Annotated in this window: 17 protein-coding genes and 1 pseudogene; 4 read left to right on the top strand and 14 right to left on the bottom strand. The window is 58.8% G+C overall.

Translation table 11 applies throughout. From position 1 onward, the window contains the following. Positions 1-22 precede the first annotated feature (22 nt). The 3 genes from PHI30_RS00925 to glmS all read right to left on the bottom strand — a co-directional run bounded on the left by PHI30_RS00925 (position 23) and on the right by glmS (position 3,632). Entirely contained in the window at positions 23-1,153 is a 1,131-nt protein-coding gene (locus PHI30_RS00925) for a hypothetical protein (protein ID WP_300022634.1), read from the bottom strand. After that, positions 1,134-1,673, bottom strand: a complete 540-nt coding sequence (locus PHI30_RS00920; RefSeq protein ID WP_300022631.1) for a sigma-70 family RNA polymerase sigma factor — start codon at positions 1,671-1,673, stop codon at positions 1,134-1,136. The genes PHI30_RS00925 and PHI30_RS00920 overlap by 20 nt, the downstream gene beginning before the upstream one ends. A gap of 120 nt (positions 1,674-1,793) precedes the next feature. Next, positions 1,794-3,632: a glutamine--fructose-6-phosphate transaminase (isomerizing) gene (glmS, locus tag PHI30_RS00915; RefSeq protein WP_300022628.1), complete on the bottom strand. Its 1,839-nt coding sequence runs from the start codon at positions 3,630-3,632 to the stop codon at positions 1,794-1,796. Between the two features lie 371 nt (positions 3,633-4,003). Here glmS and PHI30_RS00910 point away from each other — a divergent pair, with 371 nt between their 5' ends. Together PHI30_RS00910 and PHI30_RS00905 are read left to right on the top strand one after the other, a co-directional pair. Next, a complete protein-coding gene (locus tag PHI30_RS00910) occupies positions 4,004-4,687 on the top strand; it encodes a DUF421 domain-containing protein (RefSeq protein WP_300022625.1) in 684 nt (227 codons plus the stop codon). Continuing rightward, complete coding sequence (locus tag PHI30_RS00905; RefSeq protein WP_300022622.1) at positions 4,684-5,067, top strand: DUF4363 family protein; 384 nt, start codon at positions 4,684-4,686, stop codon at positions 5,065-5,067. The genes PHI30_RS00910 and PHI30_RS00905 overlap by 4 nt, the downstream gene beginning before the upstream one ends. Positions 5,068-5,076: 9 nt before the next feature. On the opposite strand, the gene nrdR is transcribed toward PHI30_RS00905, so the two are convergent. The 7 genes from nrdR to PHI30_RS00870 form a co-directional block, all read right to left on the bottom strand. Further along, the gene (gene nrdR / locus PHI30_RS00900; RefSeq protein ID WP_300022619.1) at positions 5,077-5,532 is read right to left on the bottom strand and encodes a transcriptional regulator NrdR; all 456 of its coding nucleotides are present in this window, start codon (positions 5,530-5,532) and stop codon (positions 5,077-5,079) included. Between the two features lie 195 nt (positions 5,533-5,727). Beyond that, a complete protein-coding gene (locus PHI30_RS00895; RefSeq protein WP_300022617.1) occupies positions 5,728-6,279 on the bottom strand; it encodes a hypothetical protein in 552 nt (183 codons plus the stop codon). A 71-nt stretch (positions 6,280-6,350) separates the two neighbouring features. Next, positions 6,351-6,845 (bottom strand): hypothetical protein, encoded by a 495-nt coding sequence (locus tag PHI30_RS00890; RefSeq protein ID WP_300022615.1) that lies wholly within the window; start codon positions 6,843-6,845, stop codon positions 6,351-6,353. Positions 6,846-6,930: 85 nt separating this feature from the next. Continuing rightward, positions 6,931-7,299: a type II toxin-antitoxin system PemK/MazF family toxin gene (locus PHI30_RS00885; protein ID WP_300022613.1), complete on the bottom strand. Its 369-nt coding sequence runs from the start codon at positions 7,297-7,299 to the stop codon at positions 6,931-6,933. A gap of 169 nt (positions 7,300-7,468) precedes the next feature. Continuing rightward, on the bottom strand, positions 7,469-8,635 hold the full coding sequence (alr, locus tag PHI30_RS00880; protein WP_300022610.1) for an alanine racemase: 1,167 nt from the start codon (positions 8,633-8,635) through the stop codon (positions 7,469-7,471). Positions 8,636-8,668: 33 nt separating this feature from the next. After that, positions 8,669-9,247, bottom strand: a complete 579-nt coding sequence (locus PHI30_RS00875; protein WP_300022608.1) for a hypothetical protein — start codon at positions 9,245-9,247, stop codon at positions 8,669-8,671. A gap of 40 nt (positions 9,248-9,287) precedes the next feature. Continuing rightward, complete coding sequence (locus PHI30_RS00870; RefSeq protein ID WP_300022605.1) at positions 9,288-10,829, bottom strand: NAD(P)H-hydrate dehydratase; 1,542 nt, start codon at positions 10,827-10,829, stop codon at positions 9,288-9,290. 173 nt (positions 10,830-11,002) lie between these two features. Between PHI30_RS00870 and PHI30_RS00865 the strand changes: the two genes are divergently transcribed. Together PHI30_RS00865 and PHI30_RS00860 are read left to right on the top strand one after the other, a co-directional pair. Next, complete coding sequence (locus PHI30_RS00865; protein WP_300022603.1) at positions 11,003-12,226, top strand: hypothetical protein; 1,224 nt, start codon at positions 11,003-11,005, stop codon at positions 12,224-12,226. A 477-nt stretch (positions 12,227-12,703) separates the two neighbouring features. Continuing rightward, positions 12,704-13,093: pseudogene (locus PHI30_RS00860) on the top strand (IS30 family transposase); the annotation flags it as partial. 56 nt (positions 13,094-13,149) lie between these two features. Here PHI30_RS00860 and PHI30_RS00855 read toward each other — a convergent pair. The 4 genes from PHI30_RS00855 to PHI30_RS00840 all read right to left on the bottom strand — a co-directional run. Further along, the gene (locus tag PHI30_RS00855; protein ID WP_300022600.1) at positions 13,150-13,425 is read right to left on the bottom strand and encodes a hypothetical protein; all 276 of its coding nucleotides are present in this window, start codon (positions 13,423-13,425) and stop codon (positions 13,150-13,152) included. Then, complete coding sequence (locus tag PHI30_RS00850; protein WP_300022597.1) at positions 13,418-13,648, bottom strand: hypothetical protein; 231 nt, start codon at positions 13,646-13,648, stop codon at positions 13,418-13,420. The genes PHI30_RS00855 and PHI30_RS00850 overlap by 8 nt, the downstream gene beginning before the upstream one ends. Continuing rightward, a complete protein-coding gene (locus PHI30_RS00845; protein ID WP_300022594.1) occupies positions 13,645-13,881 on the bottom strand; it encodes a hypothetical protein in 237 nt (78 codons plus the stop codon). Before PHI30_RS00845 ends, PHI30_RS00850 begins: the two co-directional genes overlap by 4 nt. Before the next feature lie 160 nt (positions 13,882-14,041). Beyond that, the coding region (locus PHI30_RS00840) for a hypothetical protein (RefSeq protein ID WP_300022591.1) at positions 14,042-14,740 on the bottom strand (699 nt) is incomplete at its 5' end.

Raw genomic sequence — 14,740 nt, 5'->3', positions numbered from 1 at the left:
AAGCAGCGGCGGTCTTTTGTTCTTATTTCGTCAAAGAGATCTCCTGTCCCCGGAAAAGAAGGGCGGAGAGTTGATCCTTTTCCAGCGGCATCCCAAACTCGTAGAGGATTTCACTGGCAAAGCCGTCCGCGTCCTCTCCCATCCCGCTAAGGCGAAAGCCGGTGAAGGGCACCTGCGTGCCGTCCTTCATCTCGAAGCGCGCGTCCATCAGCGCGTCGCTCACCGCATCCAGATTTTCAAATGTACTGTGGACGATCATGCCCACCGACAGCGCCGAAACGCGCACCTCATTGACCGTAAAGGTACAATCCTCCATTTGGATTGTCTCGTCCTTTTTCACTACCCGGCCGCCGTCGAATTTCAGCTTCATTTCCAGCGTCCAGTCGCCGGGGACCAGCACAATTTCCTCTCCCTCCGCGTCATCTTGATCTTCGTACCGGCAATAGCCAAAGTCATGGAAGGAAATGGTGTACTTTTTTTCCCTGGCGGAATGGTTGCCGTCGCTGCGGAAGATCAGCAAAAACTGATTTTCCGCCAGATCAGGGTCTTGATCCGGATAGATATATTCGATCCCGCTGGAGCCGGAGCGAAAGAAGGAGCCGTCCTGCCGCAAAAACAGCGCCGGAGCCACCGCGTGGCTGCCAAACGCCTTCTCCAGCGGCTCTGTATCCAAAACCGTGATCCGCACCGCCGCCATGGCGTTCTCCCCCTCGGAGACCGCGTCCAGCAGCTCGAAGCGGAAGTGCGCGTCCTCCAGCACCGTCCCCACGTTTCCGCCGCCCATATCCAGCAGCTGCTCCGTGTCCGCCGCGCTGCCGTACTCTGCGGTCCATGGGCTTTTGTCAAACATCTGGCGGAGAAAATCGCCGCCCCGCAGCGTGTAGCCTGCCGCGGTGCCCGCCAGCAGCGCCGCAATCACCGCAGCCATTAGCCAACGGGAGGAGATCCTTCCCCGCCGCCTTGGCGTCTCCGCCGACTCCCGTGCCGCCCAGCAGCGGGCATACCGGTGGGGGTCCGCCAGCATCCGGCGCATGCGCCGCCGCTGCCGGACGGAAGAACGTCCCTCCGGCACGCCCTCCAGCTCACCCAAATCCGCAAGCGCCGCCTCTTCCAAAGCGGTTTTCAGCAATGCGTCAAATACAGGCCCGTCCATCCGTATAGCCCTCCTTCCGTAGCTGCTCAATGAGCATTTTTCTTCCCCGGAACACCCGCGTCTTGACGGCGCTTTCCGTCAGGTCCATGGCCGCTGCGATTTCCTGAAGGCTCCACTCCGCCACAAAGCGCAGCTCCAAAACCCGCCGGTACTCCTCCGGCATCTGCCGGATCAGCGCCACCAGCGCCTGAAATTCTCCCAGGTCCGGCGGGATCGTGGGCTCCCAGAATACCGTTTCTAGCTCCACTTCATGCTTTTCCCGCCGGAGCACATCCAGCGCCGTGTTCTTCACAACCACCGCAAGCCATGCGGAAAGCCGCTCCTCCGGTCGGTCACGCAGCTCGTCAAAGTGGCGGATGAGCTTTAAAAAGGTGTCGTGCACCGCGTCCTCCGCCTGGGGTCCCTGTCCCAGCAGCCGGGCCGCCAAACGGTTCATTTGCCGGAAATTGGCCCGGTATATACGCGCAAACAGCTCCTGATCCGGGTCGGATTCCAGCAGCGTCGTAAAAGTCGTCAGCACGACGCGCCCACCCCCTTTCGTTTTCTCTTTGCCTTCTCAACGTTTCAATGCACCAAAAGGTTTCCGTGTTTTCAAAAAATCCGTCCTGTCGATTCGACAGGACGGATTTCGCAGTCTGATTTACTCCACAGTCACGCTCTTTGCGAGGTTCCGGGGCTTATCGATGTCGCAGCCCCGCTGCAACGCCACATAGTAGGCAAACAATTGCAGGGGAACCACCCCCAGCGACGGCTGGAGCACCGGGTGGGTCTGGGGAACCACCAGCGTGGTGTCGGCCACCTTCTCCATCTTTTCCCGGTACGCCTCCGTGGTAAGGGCCAAAACCTCCGCGCCCCGGGCCTTCACCTCTACCACGTTGCTCATGGCCTTGTCGAAAAGCGCCGCGTAGGTGCCAAGCGCCACCACCAGCGTGCCCGATTCGATGAGGGAGATAGTGCCGTGCTTCAGCTCGCCGGAGGCGTAAGCCTCGGAGTGGATGTAGCTGATTTCCTTGAGCTTCAAGGAGCCTTCCAGACCCATGGCATAGTCCAGATTCCGGCCAATAAAGAAGATGGAGTCGTGGTTAAAGTAGCGGGACGCCGCGTGCTGGACGTCCTCCACATGCTCCAAAATACATTCCATTTTTTCCGGAAGCGCCTGCACCTCCTTCAAAATCTCGTCGTAGTCCGCACCGCTCACGGTTCCCAGCGCCTCGCCCAGATACAGCCCCATCAAATCCAGCAGCGCCAGCTGCGTGGAATAGGCCTTGGTGGTGGCCACGGCGATCTCCGGCCCTGCCCAGGTATAGAGCACATCGTCGGCTTCCCGAGCGATGGAGCTGCCCACTACATTCACCACCGCCAGCGTCCTTCCGCCCCGGCGCTTGGCCTCCCGCATGGCGGCCATAGTGTCCAGCGTCTCGCCGGACTGGCTGATGACGATGACCAGCGTATTTTCATCCACCAGCGGGTCGCTGTACCGGAATTCGGAGGCCAGCTCCACCTGGACCGGACGGCGCAGCAGCCGCTCCCAGCTGTATTTGCACACCACGCCCACGTGGTAGGAAGAACCGCAGGCGATGAGATAGATGCGGGAGATTCCCTTCACATACTCCGCCGGCATGGAAACATTGTCCAGCACCACCCGGCCATTCCGGATGCGGGGAGAGATGGTCTTGCGGATCGCCTCGGGCTGCTCCATGATCTCCTTGAACATAAAGTGGGCGTATCCGCCCTTCTCGGCAGCGGACACATCCCAGTCCACCTGATGGTGCGCCTTATCCTGGGGGGTCAATTCGCTGTCAAACACATCAATGGCGTCGGCTGTGACCACCGCGATCTCCCCGTCGTTCATGTACGCCACGTCCCGGGTATACTTGATGACCGCCGTCACGTCGGAGGCAATGAAATTGCCGCTTTCCCCATAGCCGAGAATCAGAGGACTATCCTTCCGGGCGGCGATCAGCGTGTTGGGGTAATCGGCGCAGATGATGCCAAAGGCGTAGGACCCTTCGATCCGCCGCAGGCAGCGGCCCACCGCCTCCAGCATACTGTGGCACTCGTTATAGTGGAACTCCAGCAGCTGCGCCACCACCTCGGAGTCGGTATCCGAGGTGAATTTCACGCCCTTTTGCTGCAAATGCTCCTTGATCTCCAGATAATTTTCAATGATGCCGTTGTGGACCAGCGCGATCCTGCCGTTCCCACTGACGTGGGGGTGGGCGTTGACGTCGTTGGGCTCTCCGTGGGTGGCCCAGCGGGTGTGCCCGATGCCGACGCTGCCCTCCAGATCGGCGCCGCCGTGGGTCAGGTCCGCGAGCACTTGCAGCCGCCCCTTGGTCTTTTTCACCTGCAGCCCCGCCGTCTCGGAACGCACCGCGATACCGGCGGAGTCATATCCCCGGTACTCCATGCGCTCCAAGCCGTCCAGCAAAATGGGCGCCGCCTGCTCGCGGCCTACAAATCCAATAATTCCGCACATAACAATCAAAATCCTCCTGATAATTCATAGGTTTACCAAAAGGACAAACGCGCAGCCATTTGTCACTTTTCCTGCGGTCACAGTCTTTCTGTTTTGCGGTCGCCCGCATATTTGTCAGCTGTGTCACGCGCCCGCAGTCACGGAGAGGCATCCGCCGAAAATTTCGATTTTCCTTTCTCCTCGTTACCCTGTAAAGCAAAATTGCCTTACAGGTACATGGCGCTTTGTGATGGGGCAGCCCCATGAATCTCCTTTCTCTTCTGCGATTAAAAAGCCATCTATCTTTGAATAAAGCTCCCGATCAGGAGCGCTATCCCGTATAAACGCCCGCGCTTTGGCAAATACTGTGTTTGAGCGGAGGGATTTGCCCTATGATGACTGCCTTTGCGCGTACGGTAATACTCTATTTTCTCATCATGATCGGCCTGCGGGTCATGGGAAAACGGCAAATCGGCGAGCTGGAGCCCAGCGAGCTGGTGCTGACCATGATGATCTCAGACCTTGCCACCGTCCCCATGCAGGATTTTGGAATCCCGCTGTTGGCCGGTGTCATTCCCATTTTAACGCTCTTGGCGCTATCTATGCTGTTAAGTCAAATATCTTTACACAACTTGCGGTTCCGCTCTTTAGTCTGTGGAACGCCCACCGTCCTCATTCGCCGGGGGAAGCTGGAGCAGTCGGCCATGCAGAAAAACCGCTATACGCTGGACGAACTGCTGGAGGAGCTGCGCGGTCAGGGCTTTTCCGGCATTGAGGACGTAAAGTACGCCGTGCTGGAAAATTCCGGGCAGCTGTCCGTGTTTCCATGGACCGCGTGCCAGCCCCCCACCGCGCAGCAGCTGGGGCTAAGGCTGGAGGATGACGTGACCTTGCCCGTCATCCTCATCAACGACGGACGGGTCCTGCGCAAAAACCTGATTGCCTGCGGCCGGGATGACGCCTGGCTGCAAAACCAGCTCCGTCACCACGCCCTGTCCTCCCCGGAGGAGGTGTTTTTGCTGACGCTGGATGAGCAGGACGCGGTATTCTGCGTAAAAAAGGAGACCGCCCCATGAAAAAAGCCTATCTGCCGCCCCTTGCGCTGCTGGCGGTCATTTTGGCCTTTGCCCTTTGGAACAGCGCGAACATGACGACCCATACCACCCGCTGGCGTGCCCAGCTGGGACAGGTGGACGCCCTCGCCCAAGGGGGTGACTGGTCCGGCGCGGCCTTTGCCCTCTCCGACAGCTATGAGGACTGGTCCCGCCGGCAAACCTATCTGCACATTGTCACCGAGCATGACGCCGTGGACGACGCGGAGGCCATGTACCGGCGGGCCATGGCCTTTGCCGCCGTCCGGGAGCCCAATGAGTTCCGGGCGGAGCTTTCCGATCTCCGGGACCAGCTGCGGCTTTTGGCTGAGATGGAGCGGCTCACCGTCAAGAATGTTCTATAAACGACGGGCTCATTTTTCCTTCAGGAGCTTATTCAGCTCCGCCATGAAGGTATCGATGTCTTTAAACTGCCGGTACACGGAGGCGAAGCGAACGTAGGCCACCTGATCCACGTTCCGCAGCCGGTCCATCACCCGCTCTCCGATCAGCTCGGTTTTGATCTCCCGCTCCATGGAGTTTTGAAGGTCCTGCTCGATCTCTTCGGAAATCTTCTCCAGCTCCGCCAGCGGCACCGGACGCTTCTCACAGGCACGGATCATGCCGCCCAGCACCTTCCGGCGGTCAAAGCTCTGGCGGCTGCCATCCTTCTTCACCACCACCATGGGCAGACTTTCCACCGTCTCATAGGTGGTAAAGCGCTTGGCGCAGGCAAGGCACTCCCGCCTGCGGCGGATGCTGGCGCCCTCGTCAGCAGGGCGGGAATCAATCACCTTGCTCTCGCTATAACCGCAAAACGGACACTTCATGGCAACCTCCCGAATATTCCCCGGCAAACACCGGTGTTCTCTTTTGCATAGACATCAGTATTATACCACAGCGCCGCAAAATATGGTATCTCTCATTTTACCTTTCCCATATTTTTTAGCATTTTCCAATCAAACCCATGTTTCCACCGCCGTTTATCAGGAACGGTCCCGTGGCGAAAGCCGTCCATCTGTTTTTTAGCGGCGGCTTTGCCGTCCGTCCCCTCGCGGCGGCACCGGCCAGTCCTCCTTGTCAAAGGTGAACACCACGTACCGCCTGCCCTCGATCCGGTACAAGGCCGAAAAGCAAAACAGGGACGTCAGCGGGAACGGCTTCTTCTCGTCGTATGGCAGCGCCAGACGGCGTCCCTTCCCCTCCGTGCGCGTCAGCACTCCCTGCGCACCGTGGAGCTGACGCCGCAGCCACGGCGAGTGAAAGAGCCGCTCCGGCTCCGGCGCCGTTTCCCAGCCGGTCTCCCCGGCGCTTTCCACCGATCGCAGCTGCCCTTGCACAAGCGTGCCCATTGGCGCCGTCATTCGCTCTGAAAATCGGCGTGAAATGGCGGCGTAATCGCCGGCAGGCTCCAAAACCCCCAGACGCAGCTCCCCCCGCTCTCCCACAGCCCACGCGCACCAAAGACCCGCTCCGGGCGGACGACACCGGACGGAAAAGCAGGTATACAGCGCCTCTTTTTCCGTTGTCGGTTCACCGATCCGTTTGCCCTCCCACAGCATGGGAAACCGTTCCATGGCCCACCCTCCCCTTTAAGAAAACAGCCCGTCTATGCAACCTTATGCAAAGACGGGCTGTTTTATGAAGCTCAGGCGATGGTGTAGGTCCCGCGGACCAGCAGCTTGACGGTCGCCGCGCCCGCTTTTACGCCGCGGCCCTCCACGGTCATCATGTACAGGTGGTTTTGCGAAAGAGCGCTGCCGCCGCCAAGCGTTGCGCCGGTGGTCTCATCCACAAGACCGGGGGCGGAGGACGCAACGCAGACCGCGCTGCCCACCCGGAGCATCACCTCGCAGCCGATTCCCCCGGTGAGGGTCTGCCCGCTGGAGAGGGTCACCACGGAAAAGACGGCGGTGGATGTAGCTTGTCCACCGAGCTGCTGCGTGATTTGGGCGTTCCGGGCGGCAATCTTCTCATCTACCCGGGCCAAAACGTTGTTCAAAAACGTTTCGTTCAGGTAGCTCAGCGTCACCAGCGGGTCCTGATCGGACCCGGCCTCCGCCGCCAGCGACATCGTCCCGCTCAGCGCGCCGCAGATCGCCAGCAGCGCCAGCATGCGCAAAAACCATCGGTTCTTCTTCATATGTACCTCCGTTGCCTTTCTTTTGTACGGAAAACCGCTCCTCCCGGAAAGAGCGGCAGCCACTCTTTCCGGGTTGACCGGCGCTTCACACCATCTGGTCGTGAGGCAAGCCAAAGCTCACCGCAATGGCAAAATCAACCTTCTCCATCACGTTTTCCTCCACGTGGTCCATTCGCTCCCGCAGGCGTTTTTTGTCCAATGTGCGCACCTGTTCCAGCAGGACCACAGAGTCCCGGCTCAGGCCGCAGCTCTGGTCCACAGGAAGATTGATATGTGTCGGCAGCCGCGCCTTTCCCGTCTGGGAAGTAATGGCCGCCGCGATCACGGTGGGGCTGTAACGGTTTCCGGTGTCGTTTTGAATAATCAGAACCGGCCGGACGCCGCCTTGTTCGCTGCCCACCACCGGGGAGAGATCGGCATAGTAAATATCGCCGCGCTTGACACTCGTATCCACAAAGTTCACACTCCGCCGAAAGAAGTACCCGTCATCGAGAGGAACTCGATGAGGCCACTTTCATTCTCCCACGCAGTTACGGAATTTATACGCCGCCTGGGATGCAAATTCCGGCGTCCCTGCCCCCGCAATATCCTATGCGCGGGACAGGGCGTGAGTGCGTCGCGTCTTACAGCAACCGAAGGCTTCGCTCCACCGTCTCGCCGTGCTCCAGATAAAGCCGGGGCACCCGCTTGCTGACGGAGCAGGTAAGCTCATAGGGAATGGTGTCCAGAATCCTTGCAAGATCATCCACCAGCTGCTGCTTTCCAAACAGCTCCACCGCGTCGCCCACGTGGATATTTGGCAGCGCGCTGAGATCCACCATGGTCATATCCATGCAGATCCGACCCAGAATGGGCGCGGGACCGTCCGCCGTTTGGACCGCCATGTGGTTGGAAAGGCCCCGGAACAATCCGTCTGCGTAGCCGATGGGCAGCACGCCCACCCGGGTCTTACCGGCTGTGTGGAAGGTCCTGCCGTAGCTGATATCCGTGTCCGGGTCGAACACCTTGATGGTGGAGATGCAGGACTTGAGCGTCATCACCGGCCGCAGCCCCAGCGCCTTGGCGTCGTCTCCCACACCGTAGAGGGCGATGCCGGGCCGCACCATGTCGAGATACATCTCCGGATAGCGCGCGAGCGCGCCGCTGTTGGCGCAGTGGCGGATGGCAAAGGTCCTGCCCTTGGCCTCCAGCGCGTCCAGCACGCTGGTAAAGACCCCGAACTGTTCTCTTGTATAGGCTTCGCTGGCAGGATCGCCCACGTCGGAGGCGGCAAAATGGGTGAAAATGCCCTCCGCCTCCAGATGCGGCAGCGCGCAGGACCGGGCAATGGCCTCCACGCCGCCGTCAACGTGCCCGCCCCGCACCAGAAAGCCCAGCCGGGACATGCCGGTATCCACCTTGATATGGACCTTCAGCTTCCCGCCGCAGCGTCCGGCCTCCGCGCTGTACTCCTCCGCCTTGGCCTGGGCCGAAACGGTTTGGGTGATCCCGTAGCGGATCAGCTCCGCCACCATCTCCGGCGGCGTATGCCCCAGAATCAAAATGGGCATGGCAATGCCGCCGTGGCGCAGCTCTCGGGCCTCGTCCAGACTGGATACCGCCAGATAGTCCGCGCCCAGCGCCTCAAGCTTTCTTGCAATCTGCACCGCGCCGTGGCCGTAGGCGTCCGCCTTCACCACGCCCAGATACTTCACGCCCGGACCTGTGCGCTGCCGGGCCATTGTGTAATTATGGCCCAGCGCGTCCAAATCGATCTCCGCCCAGGTCCGCCGCAAAATGGTGTCTTCCATGGAATCCGATCCTCTTTCCTTTTGTGCAGGGTTTTAAGATGCTTCTTTTTCTATCGTATCATAAAATTGAAAACTCGTAAACTCCGCCGTTAAAATAATTTTTCCCTCCACGGCGATCTCCCCGCGAAGCGGCGTTCCGTCGTCCTGCCGCAGCCAGACCGTGGAGACGATTTTGCCATCCTGCGCGCCGCTTTGGTCCACGCTGAGCCGAAGACACTCCGTCTCGTTCCACTGCTCCTCGTTCTCCTCCAAAAGCCAGCCGTCCCGCAGCGCGTTCATCAGCCGGGGAAGGCACAGCGCCGGGCTGATCTCCTCCTGGCTGAGGGGACCGGCGTTGAGGCAGAGGCCCTCGTATTCCAAGCTCCAGTCCGTGTCTGAGAGTACAGCCTTCACGCCCGCGATGCTCTCCGGCGAGAGCACCTCAATGGTGCTCTCCCCGCCGGGAACATAGTCGCACCGCAGCTGCGCTTCCCACACGGTCCCCTCCTGATCGCAGGAGACCGCCGCCTCCATGGTACAGCCCTTCATATCGTGGTAGCGGTCCCGCAGACTCGCCGCCTCCGCTTCATCCGTGCCGCCGCAGGCCGTCGTCAGCAGGCACAGCAGTATCATTGGTACGCACATCCATCTGCGCACCAGGCCCTTCCCCCCGTCATATCAATTCCGAAAACACTGCCGGCAGCGCCGCGATCACATCCTCCGGCGTCATGGCGTACTCCGTCCTTTGGGCAGACGCGATCTCCCCCGCCCGACCGTGGAGCCAAACCCCCGCCGCCGCTGCCTGCACCGGCGTTGCCCCCTGGGCCAGCAGAGAGGCGATGATCCCCGTGAGCACGTCGCCGCTGCCGCCCTTGGCAAGGCCCGTGTTCCCGGTGGTGTTCACCAGCACGTTTCCCGCTGGGAGCGCCGTGATGCTCCGGTGGCCCTTGAGCACCAGCACGCAGCCGTGAGACATGGCAAACTCCCGGGCCGCCCCAACCCGGTCCCCGTGGGAGAGGTCCCCGCCGATGCGGGCAAACTCCCCGTCGTGAGGCGTCAGGATGGTGACGCGGCCGCGACGCCGGTCCACAATATCCATATGCCCGCTCAGCGCGTTTATGCCGTCGGCGTCCAGCACCACCGGCTTTTCCGTTCTTTCCAGCAGCGCACACACAAGGCGTGTCACCCGCTGGCTTCTGCCAAGGCCGGGGCCCAGCGCCAGCACGTCGCAGGACGCCAGTTTTTCTTCTATCTTCTGCAAAGCTTTTTCACTTAACAGCCCTTGTTTTTCAGGAAGTGGAAACGGCATCTCGCAAACGCATCGGGCGGCCTCCACCGCCCAGATGCTCTCCGGCACCCCCAGAAATACCAGTCCGCAGCCGGACCGGGCCGCAGCTGCCGCCGTCAGATACGGCGCGCCGGTATAGCCCACGGAGCCGCCCACCGTCAAGAGCTTGCCGAAGTCCCCCTTGTGGCCGTCTCTCTTCCGGGGCGGCAGCGCGGCGCGGACGAAGGAATCCTCCACCGTCTGGGCGGAGCAGACCGTCTGCCCCACCAGCTCCCGGGGCACACCGATGTCCGCCACCTCCACCGCACCGGCGCAGAGCGCCCCGTCTTCCACCGCCAGGCCAAGCTTTTCGAGTGTGAAGGTAACCGTCTTGTCAGCCTTTACCGCGCAGCCGAGAACGCGCCCCGTGTCCGCTTCCACGCCGCTGGGAATATCCGCAGCCACCACGACGCCCCGGCTCTCGTTCATGTATCCGATTGCCTTGGCAAAAGGAGACTCCGGCGCGATCGGGCGGGAGATGCCCACGCCGAACACGGCGTCCACCAGCACGTGGCTGCCCCGGCACCAGGCCGCCTGCGCCGGATTCTCCGGGTCAAACGGCTCCAGCTCCACGCCGCACTCGGAAAGGCGGCCCGTCATGGTCAGGGCGTCCGGCGTCAGCTTTTCATAGCGCCCCACCAAAAAGGCCCGGACACGGACCCCGGCGAGAAACAGCAATCTCGCGGCGGCAATGCCGTCCCCGCCGTTGTTGCCGCTGCCGCACAGCACCGCCGCCCGGCATTTTCCCGGCCGATCCCCCAGCAGCCCCAGCGCCGCCTTTGCAACGCACTGCGCCGCCCGCTCCATCAAGTCGATGGAGGGAATCCCCCGCTCTTCTATCGCCCGCCGATCCAATTCCCGCATCTGCGCCGCCGTCGCCAGTTTCATGGTATCTGCCTCCTGCATTTTCAAAAGAGCGTTCCACGCTGAAAACGCTCGGTTTGTTCCTCTTTAATAATTATAAGAAATCCGAAGCCGCAATGCAATGCTCCGTTACCAAATTGTTATGACTTTCCGGGGAAAGTTTGTTATCATGGGGTATCACCAAGGAGGTGTTTTCAATGAAACGGCTGCTTGCTCTCGCTCTGGCGCTTTTCCTGTCCGGGTGCGGCGCACCCGCGCCTGCGCAGCCGCCTGCGCCCGCCGCCGCCGACGTGATCGCCGCTTATGAAGAGGCTGCGCAGGCTGACCACGCCACCGCCCGGGGCGACCAGCTCTATTTATATGATAAGGGCGTCGCCGCCGCGCAGGTGGACCCCGACCACTGGAAGGTAACGCTGACCTTCTGGGCGGACAGCTGGGAATGGGAACGGCCCGACGCCGCCATCGGCTATTCCACGGCGGTGCTGGACTATGAGCGGACGCAGGACGGCTGGAAATTCACCAGCTTCTGCCCCAGCGACGGCCTCGATTTGGACGCGGATACGATTTTCCATTTCACCTATGATCTGCCCACCTTTGACGCCACGGATTTTGGCAGCTGGTCTGCTCTTCAGCTGGCGCTGTATCTGCTCCACACCGACGGCGCGCTTACCGAGGGTGCCAGCGACGATTTGTTTTTCCGCTTTCTGGAAAGCCCCGCCGCTGTGCTCCACGCGCTCTCCCTTCTGCCCCCGGCGTGGCAGGAAACTGTTTCCCGGCTCCTTGCCGGGGCGGCCTGGTGCTGGCATCCGGACGGCGGCTTTGAAACCGTTTTGGAAGCGACCGTCCCTGCGGACGACAGGGAGCAAAAAGCGGCGGACGCCCTACGAGCCGCCTACGCCGCGGCGCAGGAAGCAAATCCCAGCGAGCCTGCCCCTGCGGGCGCGGAGTTTGCCCTCATCGTCCCCGGTGAAAAGCGGGTTTTGACGCTGGGACCGCAGGAGGGCGCCTTCCCCTGGGGCTACGATTTGGAGGGGACCCTTACCTACTCCGGCAGCGCCGACACCTACGGCGCCGTGTATGAAATGGACTGCGGAGACATACAGGTAAGCTACTTCGTCTCTCCCGACGACGGAACGGAGTATCTCTACAAGCTGTCCACCGCACTGCCCTACGACCGGTCCGAGGGGTACTTCAGCACCGCCCGGGGACTTTACTGCGGATACAGCGAGGAAGCGCTCCGGCGCATTTACATTCCGGCGAAAAAGCTGGAAACCTTCCAATCCGACCGCTACGACGCCTGTTACATCTATGAACCCGGCGGCGACGCCTTTTGCAGGCACATTGCCTTCTATTTAAAGGACGGTCTGGTGGCAAGCATTGAGCTGGAGGACCTGCTGGACGCCTGCATGCCGGATTCCTGAAAAGGCTCGCCGGCTTTATGCAAAATCCGGCAAATGTCAAGAAGAAAATTAACATGCTCCTAAAAATTGGGAGTGGGGAAAGCGGCGCCTGCGGGTGCCGTTTTTTCCTTTGTAACACAATGTGCGTGTGCCTGGGCACTGGCTGCCGGCTAGAAATGTGTTACGAAAGGACGCAGAAACAAAACGTTACTGTGCTGGCTGGCGAAGCCTAGAACCAGTGTGAGCACTGGTACCCGGCTCGCCGAGATCGTCACCATGGAGGACGATATCAAGAGTTTGCCTAAATTACAAACCTCACCAATTTTCTTTCCGTAGGAAAATTGATAAGATTTGTAATTTAGTTTGCCACTTGACATCTTTCGAAAGCCTTTTATTTTTGCATACAAAAATAAATCGCAGGGCAGGCGCACAGCCTGAACCACTCAACGAAAGATTTTAGGAGGATGAACACTATGACGAAGAAGGAAAGAACTTACATCCATGACAGACCGGGCTGGGCGGTGTGAAATCATACGAAAGATACCAGACAAGCGCGCAATGACCATCAGGCAGGCTTTACGGAGCATTTTAAAAGCCGGGTACATTATCCGAAGCATCACCACGGACAACGGCAGCGAGTTTCTAGAGTATGACAAGCTGCTGGCGGTGACAGGCTGCCCCGTTTACTATTGCCACAGCTTCGCGGCATGGGAAAAGGGAACCAACGAGAATCATAACCGCATGATTCGGCGCTGGTTCCCCAAGGGGACCGATTTCAGCAAGATCAGTGCAAATGAAATTGCTGAATGCGAGGATTGGATGAACAACTACCCGAGGAAGTCTTTAAGCTGGCTTACCCCAAGGGAGTTTATGAGTTTAGCGGCATAGTGTAACACAAACCACCTTCAGGATCTCCGGAGCTGCGAGAGGTCATTGTGTTACAATTACCATTTTTCCCATTCCTTTTTCGGAAGGGTCTTACGTGAATAGGAGTTGAAGAGTTTCCAAAGCGGTGGTGTAAATATCCACCGGGAAGAGAGTGCCGGGAAACCCCAGTAATATTCATCAATGATCTGATGCGTAGTTTTATCAATACCAACACGGCGCTTGATTCGTTTCATCACCACAAAGTAAGGAATCAGAGATTTTTTAATGACATAATAGTTTTGAGCCAGCCGTTTTAAGGTAATATCCATATCTTCATAAGACTGACTAAACAACCGTTTCATCCTCCAATAAAGTTTCCGCAGCATCCGCAGCAGGAACCGTTTCAGGGTTCTGAATCGTAACATTCACCGTTACCCCCTCTTCCTCTTTGGACGTTTCAATAGAGACAGGCTCCGTTACCTCCTCACTGGGCGCGGCATCCCCTTCCACAGCATAAGCGGGGATAACCAGAAGCGCGGAAACGAGTAAACAGACAATCAGTAAACGAGCTTTCATTTTTCGTCGTTCTTCCTTTCGTTGGAAATATGCTTTGTGCGGCTTTGCCCGGAACGCTGGCCGGAACCGCCAACGCCAAATTCATAGCGAATTAAAGCCAGCATAAAAGAAATAATCAACCCGGCAAGCTGCCAAGCGCCGAAGGAGATACCAAGGCCGGGGACCTCGACGCTGCAAATCATATGCCAAGCATTACCGAACACCGTTTGTAAGACCGTCAGAGTATCAGCCAATGTCAAGGAAAATCACCTCACAGAAATGGAATCATATCAATGACCTTTGCAATCAGCTTGAAAAGGACGAAAACCACAAGCAGGCAAAAAGCGCCAAACACGATAATATTCAACGGGGATGGAAGCCAGCCACACATGAGCCAGAGAACCTCAAACAAAACTAATCACCAGCTTTCCGCAAGATTGCAAAGAGGAAAATGGCACCAATGCCAAAAATCAGGACAGAACGAATCTCCGCAGGAAGAATACCGACAACCCCGGAGATAAACGCAAAGGCTCCGGCAACGCCTTCACTCTCTGGGAGCTGAAAGCCGCCGTCCTCGCCTTTGAGACCTTCAAACAAACCGCCAGAATCACCAAAGGCGGAAAACAGATTTTTGATACCGCCAAGGACCGTATCTGTAAGAAAACCAAAAACGAAAGAGATCAAGTCCTTTGCCAAGGTAAGCAACTTCTCCAAAATGGTTTTGATTAAAGCAAAAAGGCCTTCAATCAAAGAACCAAGCACACCAAGAATACCGTCCTTGATTTTATCAAGCAGACTGGAACCGCTGCCCGATTCGCCGGGGTCCAAGGTACCGCCGGAACCGGAGCCACCAGAAGAATCGGGCACGACATAATTAATATCGTAGGATTCATCCGGGGTCTGAATGGTTAGCTTATCGTCACCATACTGAATGACAGCGACTACATTACCATCCGCATCATAGAGGGTATATGTACGGGTGGTGTAGTCATAAGCCCATGTGCTATAAGACACCGTTTCACCTGTGACAGGGTTAAAATAGGTGCTATCGCCCTCGTTGACAATCGTGACATTCTCATACGTGTTACCGCCATGCCCATAGCTGCCGACCAA

Origin of the sequence: Oscillibacter sp. (assembly GCF_028693505.1) — a bacterium.
Lineage (GTDB): Bacteria > Bacillota > Clostridia > Oscillospirales > Oscillospiraceae > Oscillibacter.
Note: the sequence above shows the minus strand (reverse complement) of the source record. Positions and strands in the feature narration are given on the sequence as shown.

Coding starts and splice junctions, on each gene's coding strand:
- PHI30_RS00910 (WP_300022625.1), top strand. CDS start 4,004: ATGATGACTGCCTTTGCGCGTACGGTAATACTCTATTTTCTCATCATG.
- PHI30_RS00850 (WP_300022597.1), bottom strand. CDS start 13,648: ATGAAAGCTCGTTTACTGATTGTCTGTTTACTCGTTTCCGCGCTTCTG.
- PHI30_RS00865 (WP_300022603.1), top strand. CDS start 11,003: ATGAAACGGCTGCTTGCTCTCGCTCTGGCGCTTTTCCTGTCCGGGTGC.
- PHI30_RS00895 (WP_300022617.1), bottom strand. CDS start 6,279: ATGGAACGGTTTCCCATGCTGTGGGAGGGCAAACGGATCGGTGAACCG.
- nrdR (WP_300022619.1), bottom strand. CDS start 5,532: ATGAAGTGTCCGTTTTGCGGTTATAGCGAGAGCAAGGTGATTGATTCC.
- PHI30_RS00890 (WP_300022615.1), bottom strand. CDS start 6,845: ATGAAGAAGAACCGATGGTTTTTGCGCATGCTGGCGCTGCTGGCGATC.
- PHI30_RS00925 (WP_300022634.1), bottom strand. CDS start 1,153: ATGGACGGGCCTGTATTTGACGCATTGCTGAAAACCGCTTTGGAAGAG.
- PHI30_RS00870 (WP_300022605.1), bottom strand. CDS start 10,829: ATGAAACTGGCGACGGCGGCGCAGATGCGGGAATTGGATCGGCGGGCG.
- alr (WP_300022610.1), bottom strand. CDS start 8,635: ATGGAAGACACCATTTTGCGGCGGACCTGGGCGGAGATCGATTTGGAC.
- glmS (WP_300022628.1), bottom strand. CDS start 3,632: ATGTGCGGAATTATTGGATTTGTAGGCCGCGAGCAGGCGGCGCCCATT.
- PHI30_RS00875 (WP_300022608.1), bottom strand. CDS start 9,247: ATGATACTGCTGTGCCTGCTGACGACGGCCTGCGGCGGCACGGATGAA.
- PHI30_RS00905 (WP_300022622.1), top strand. CDS start 4,684: ATGAAAAAAGCCTATCTGCCGCCCCTTGCGCTGCTGGCGGTCATTTTG.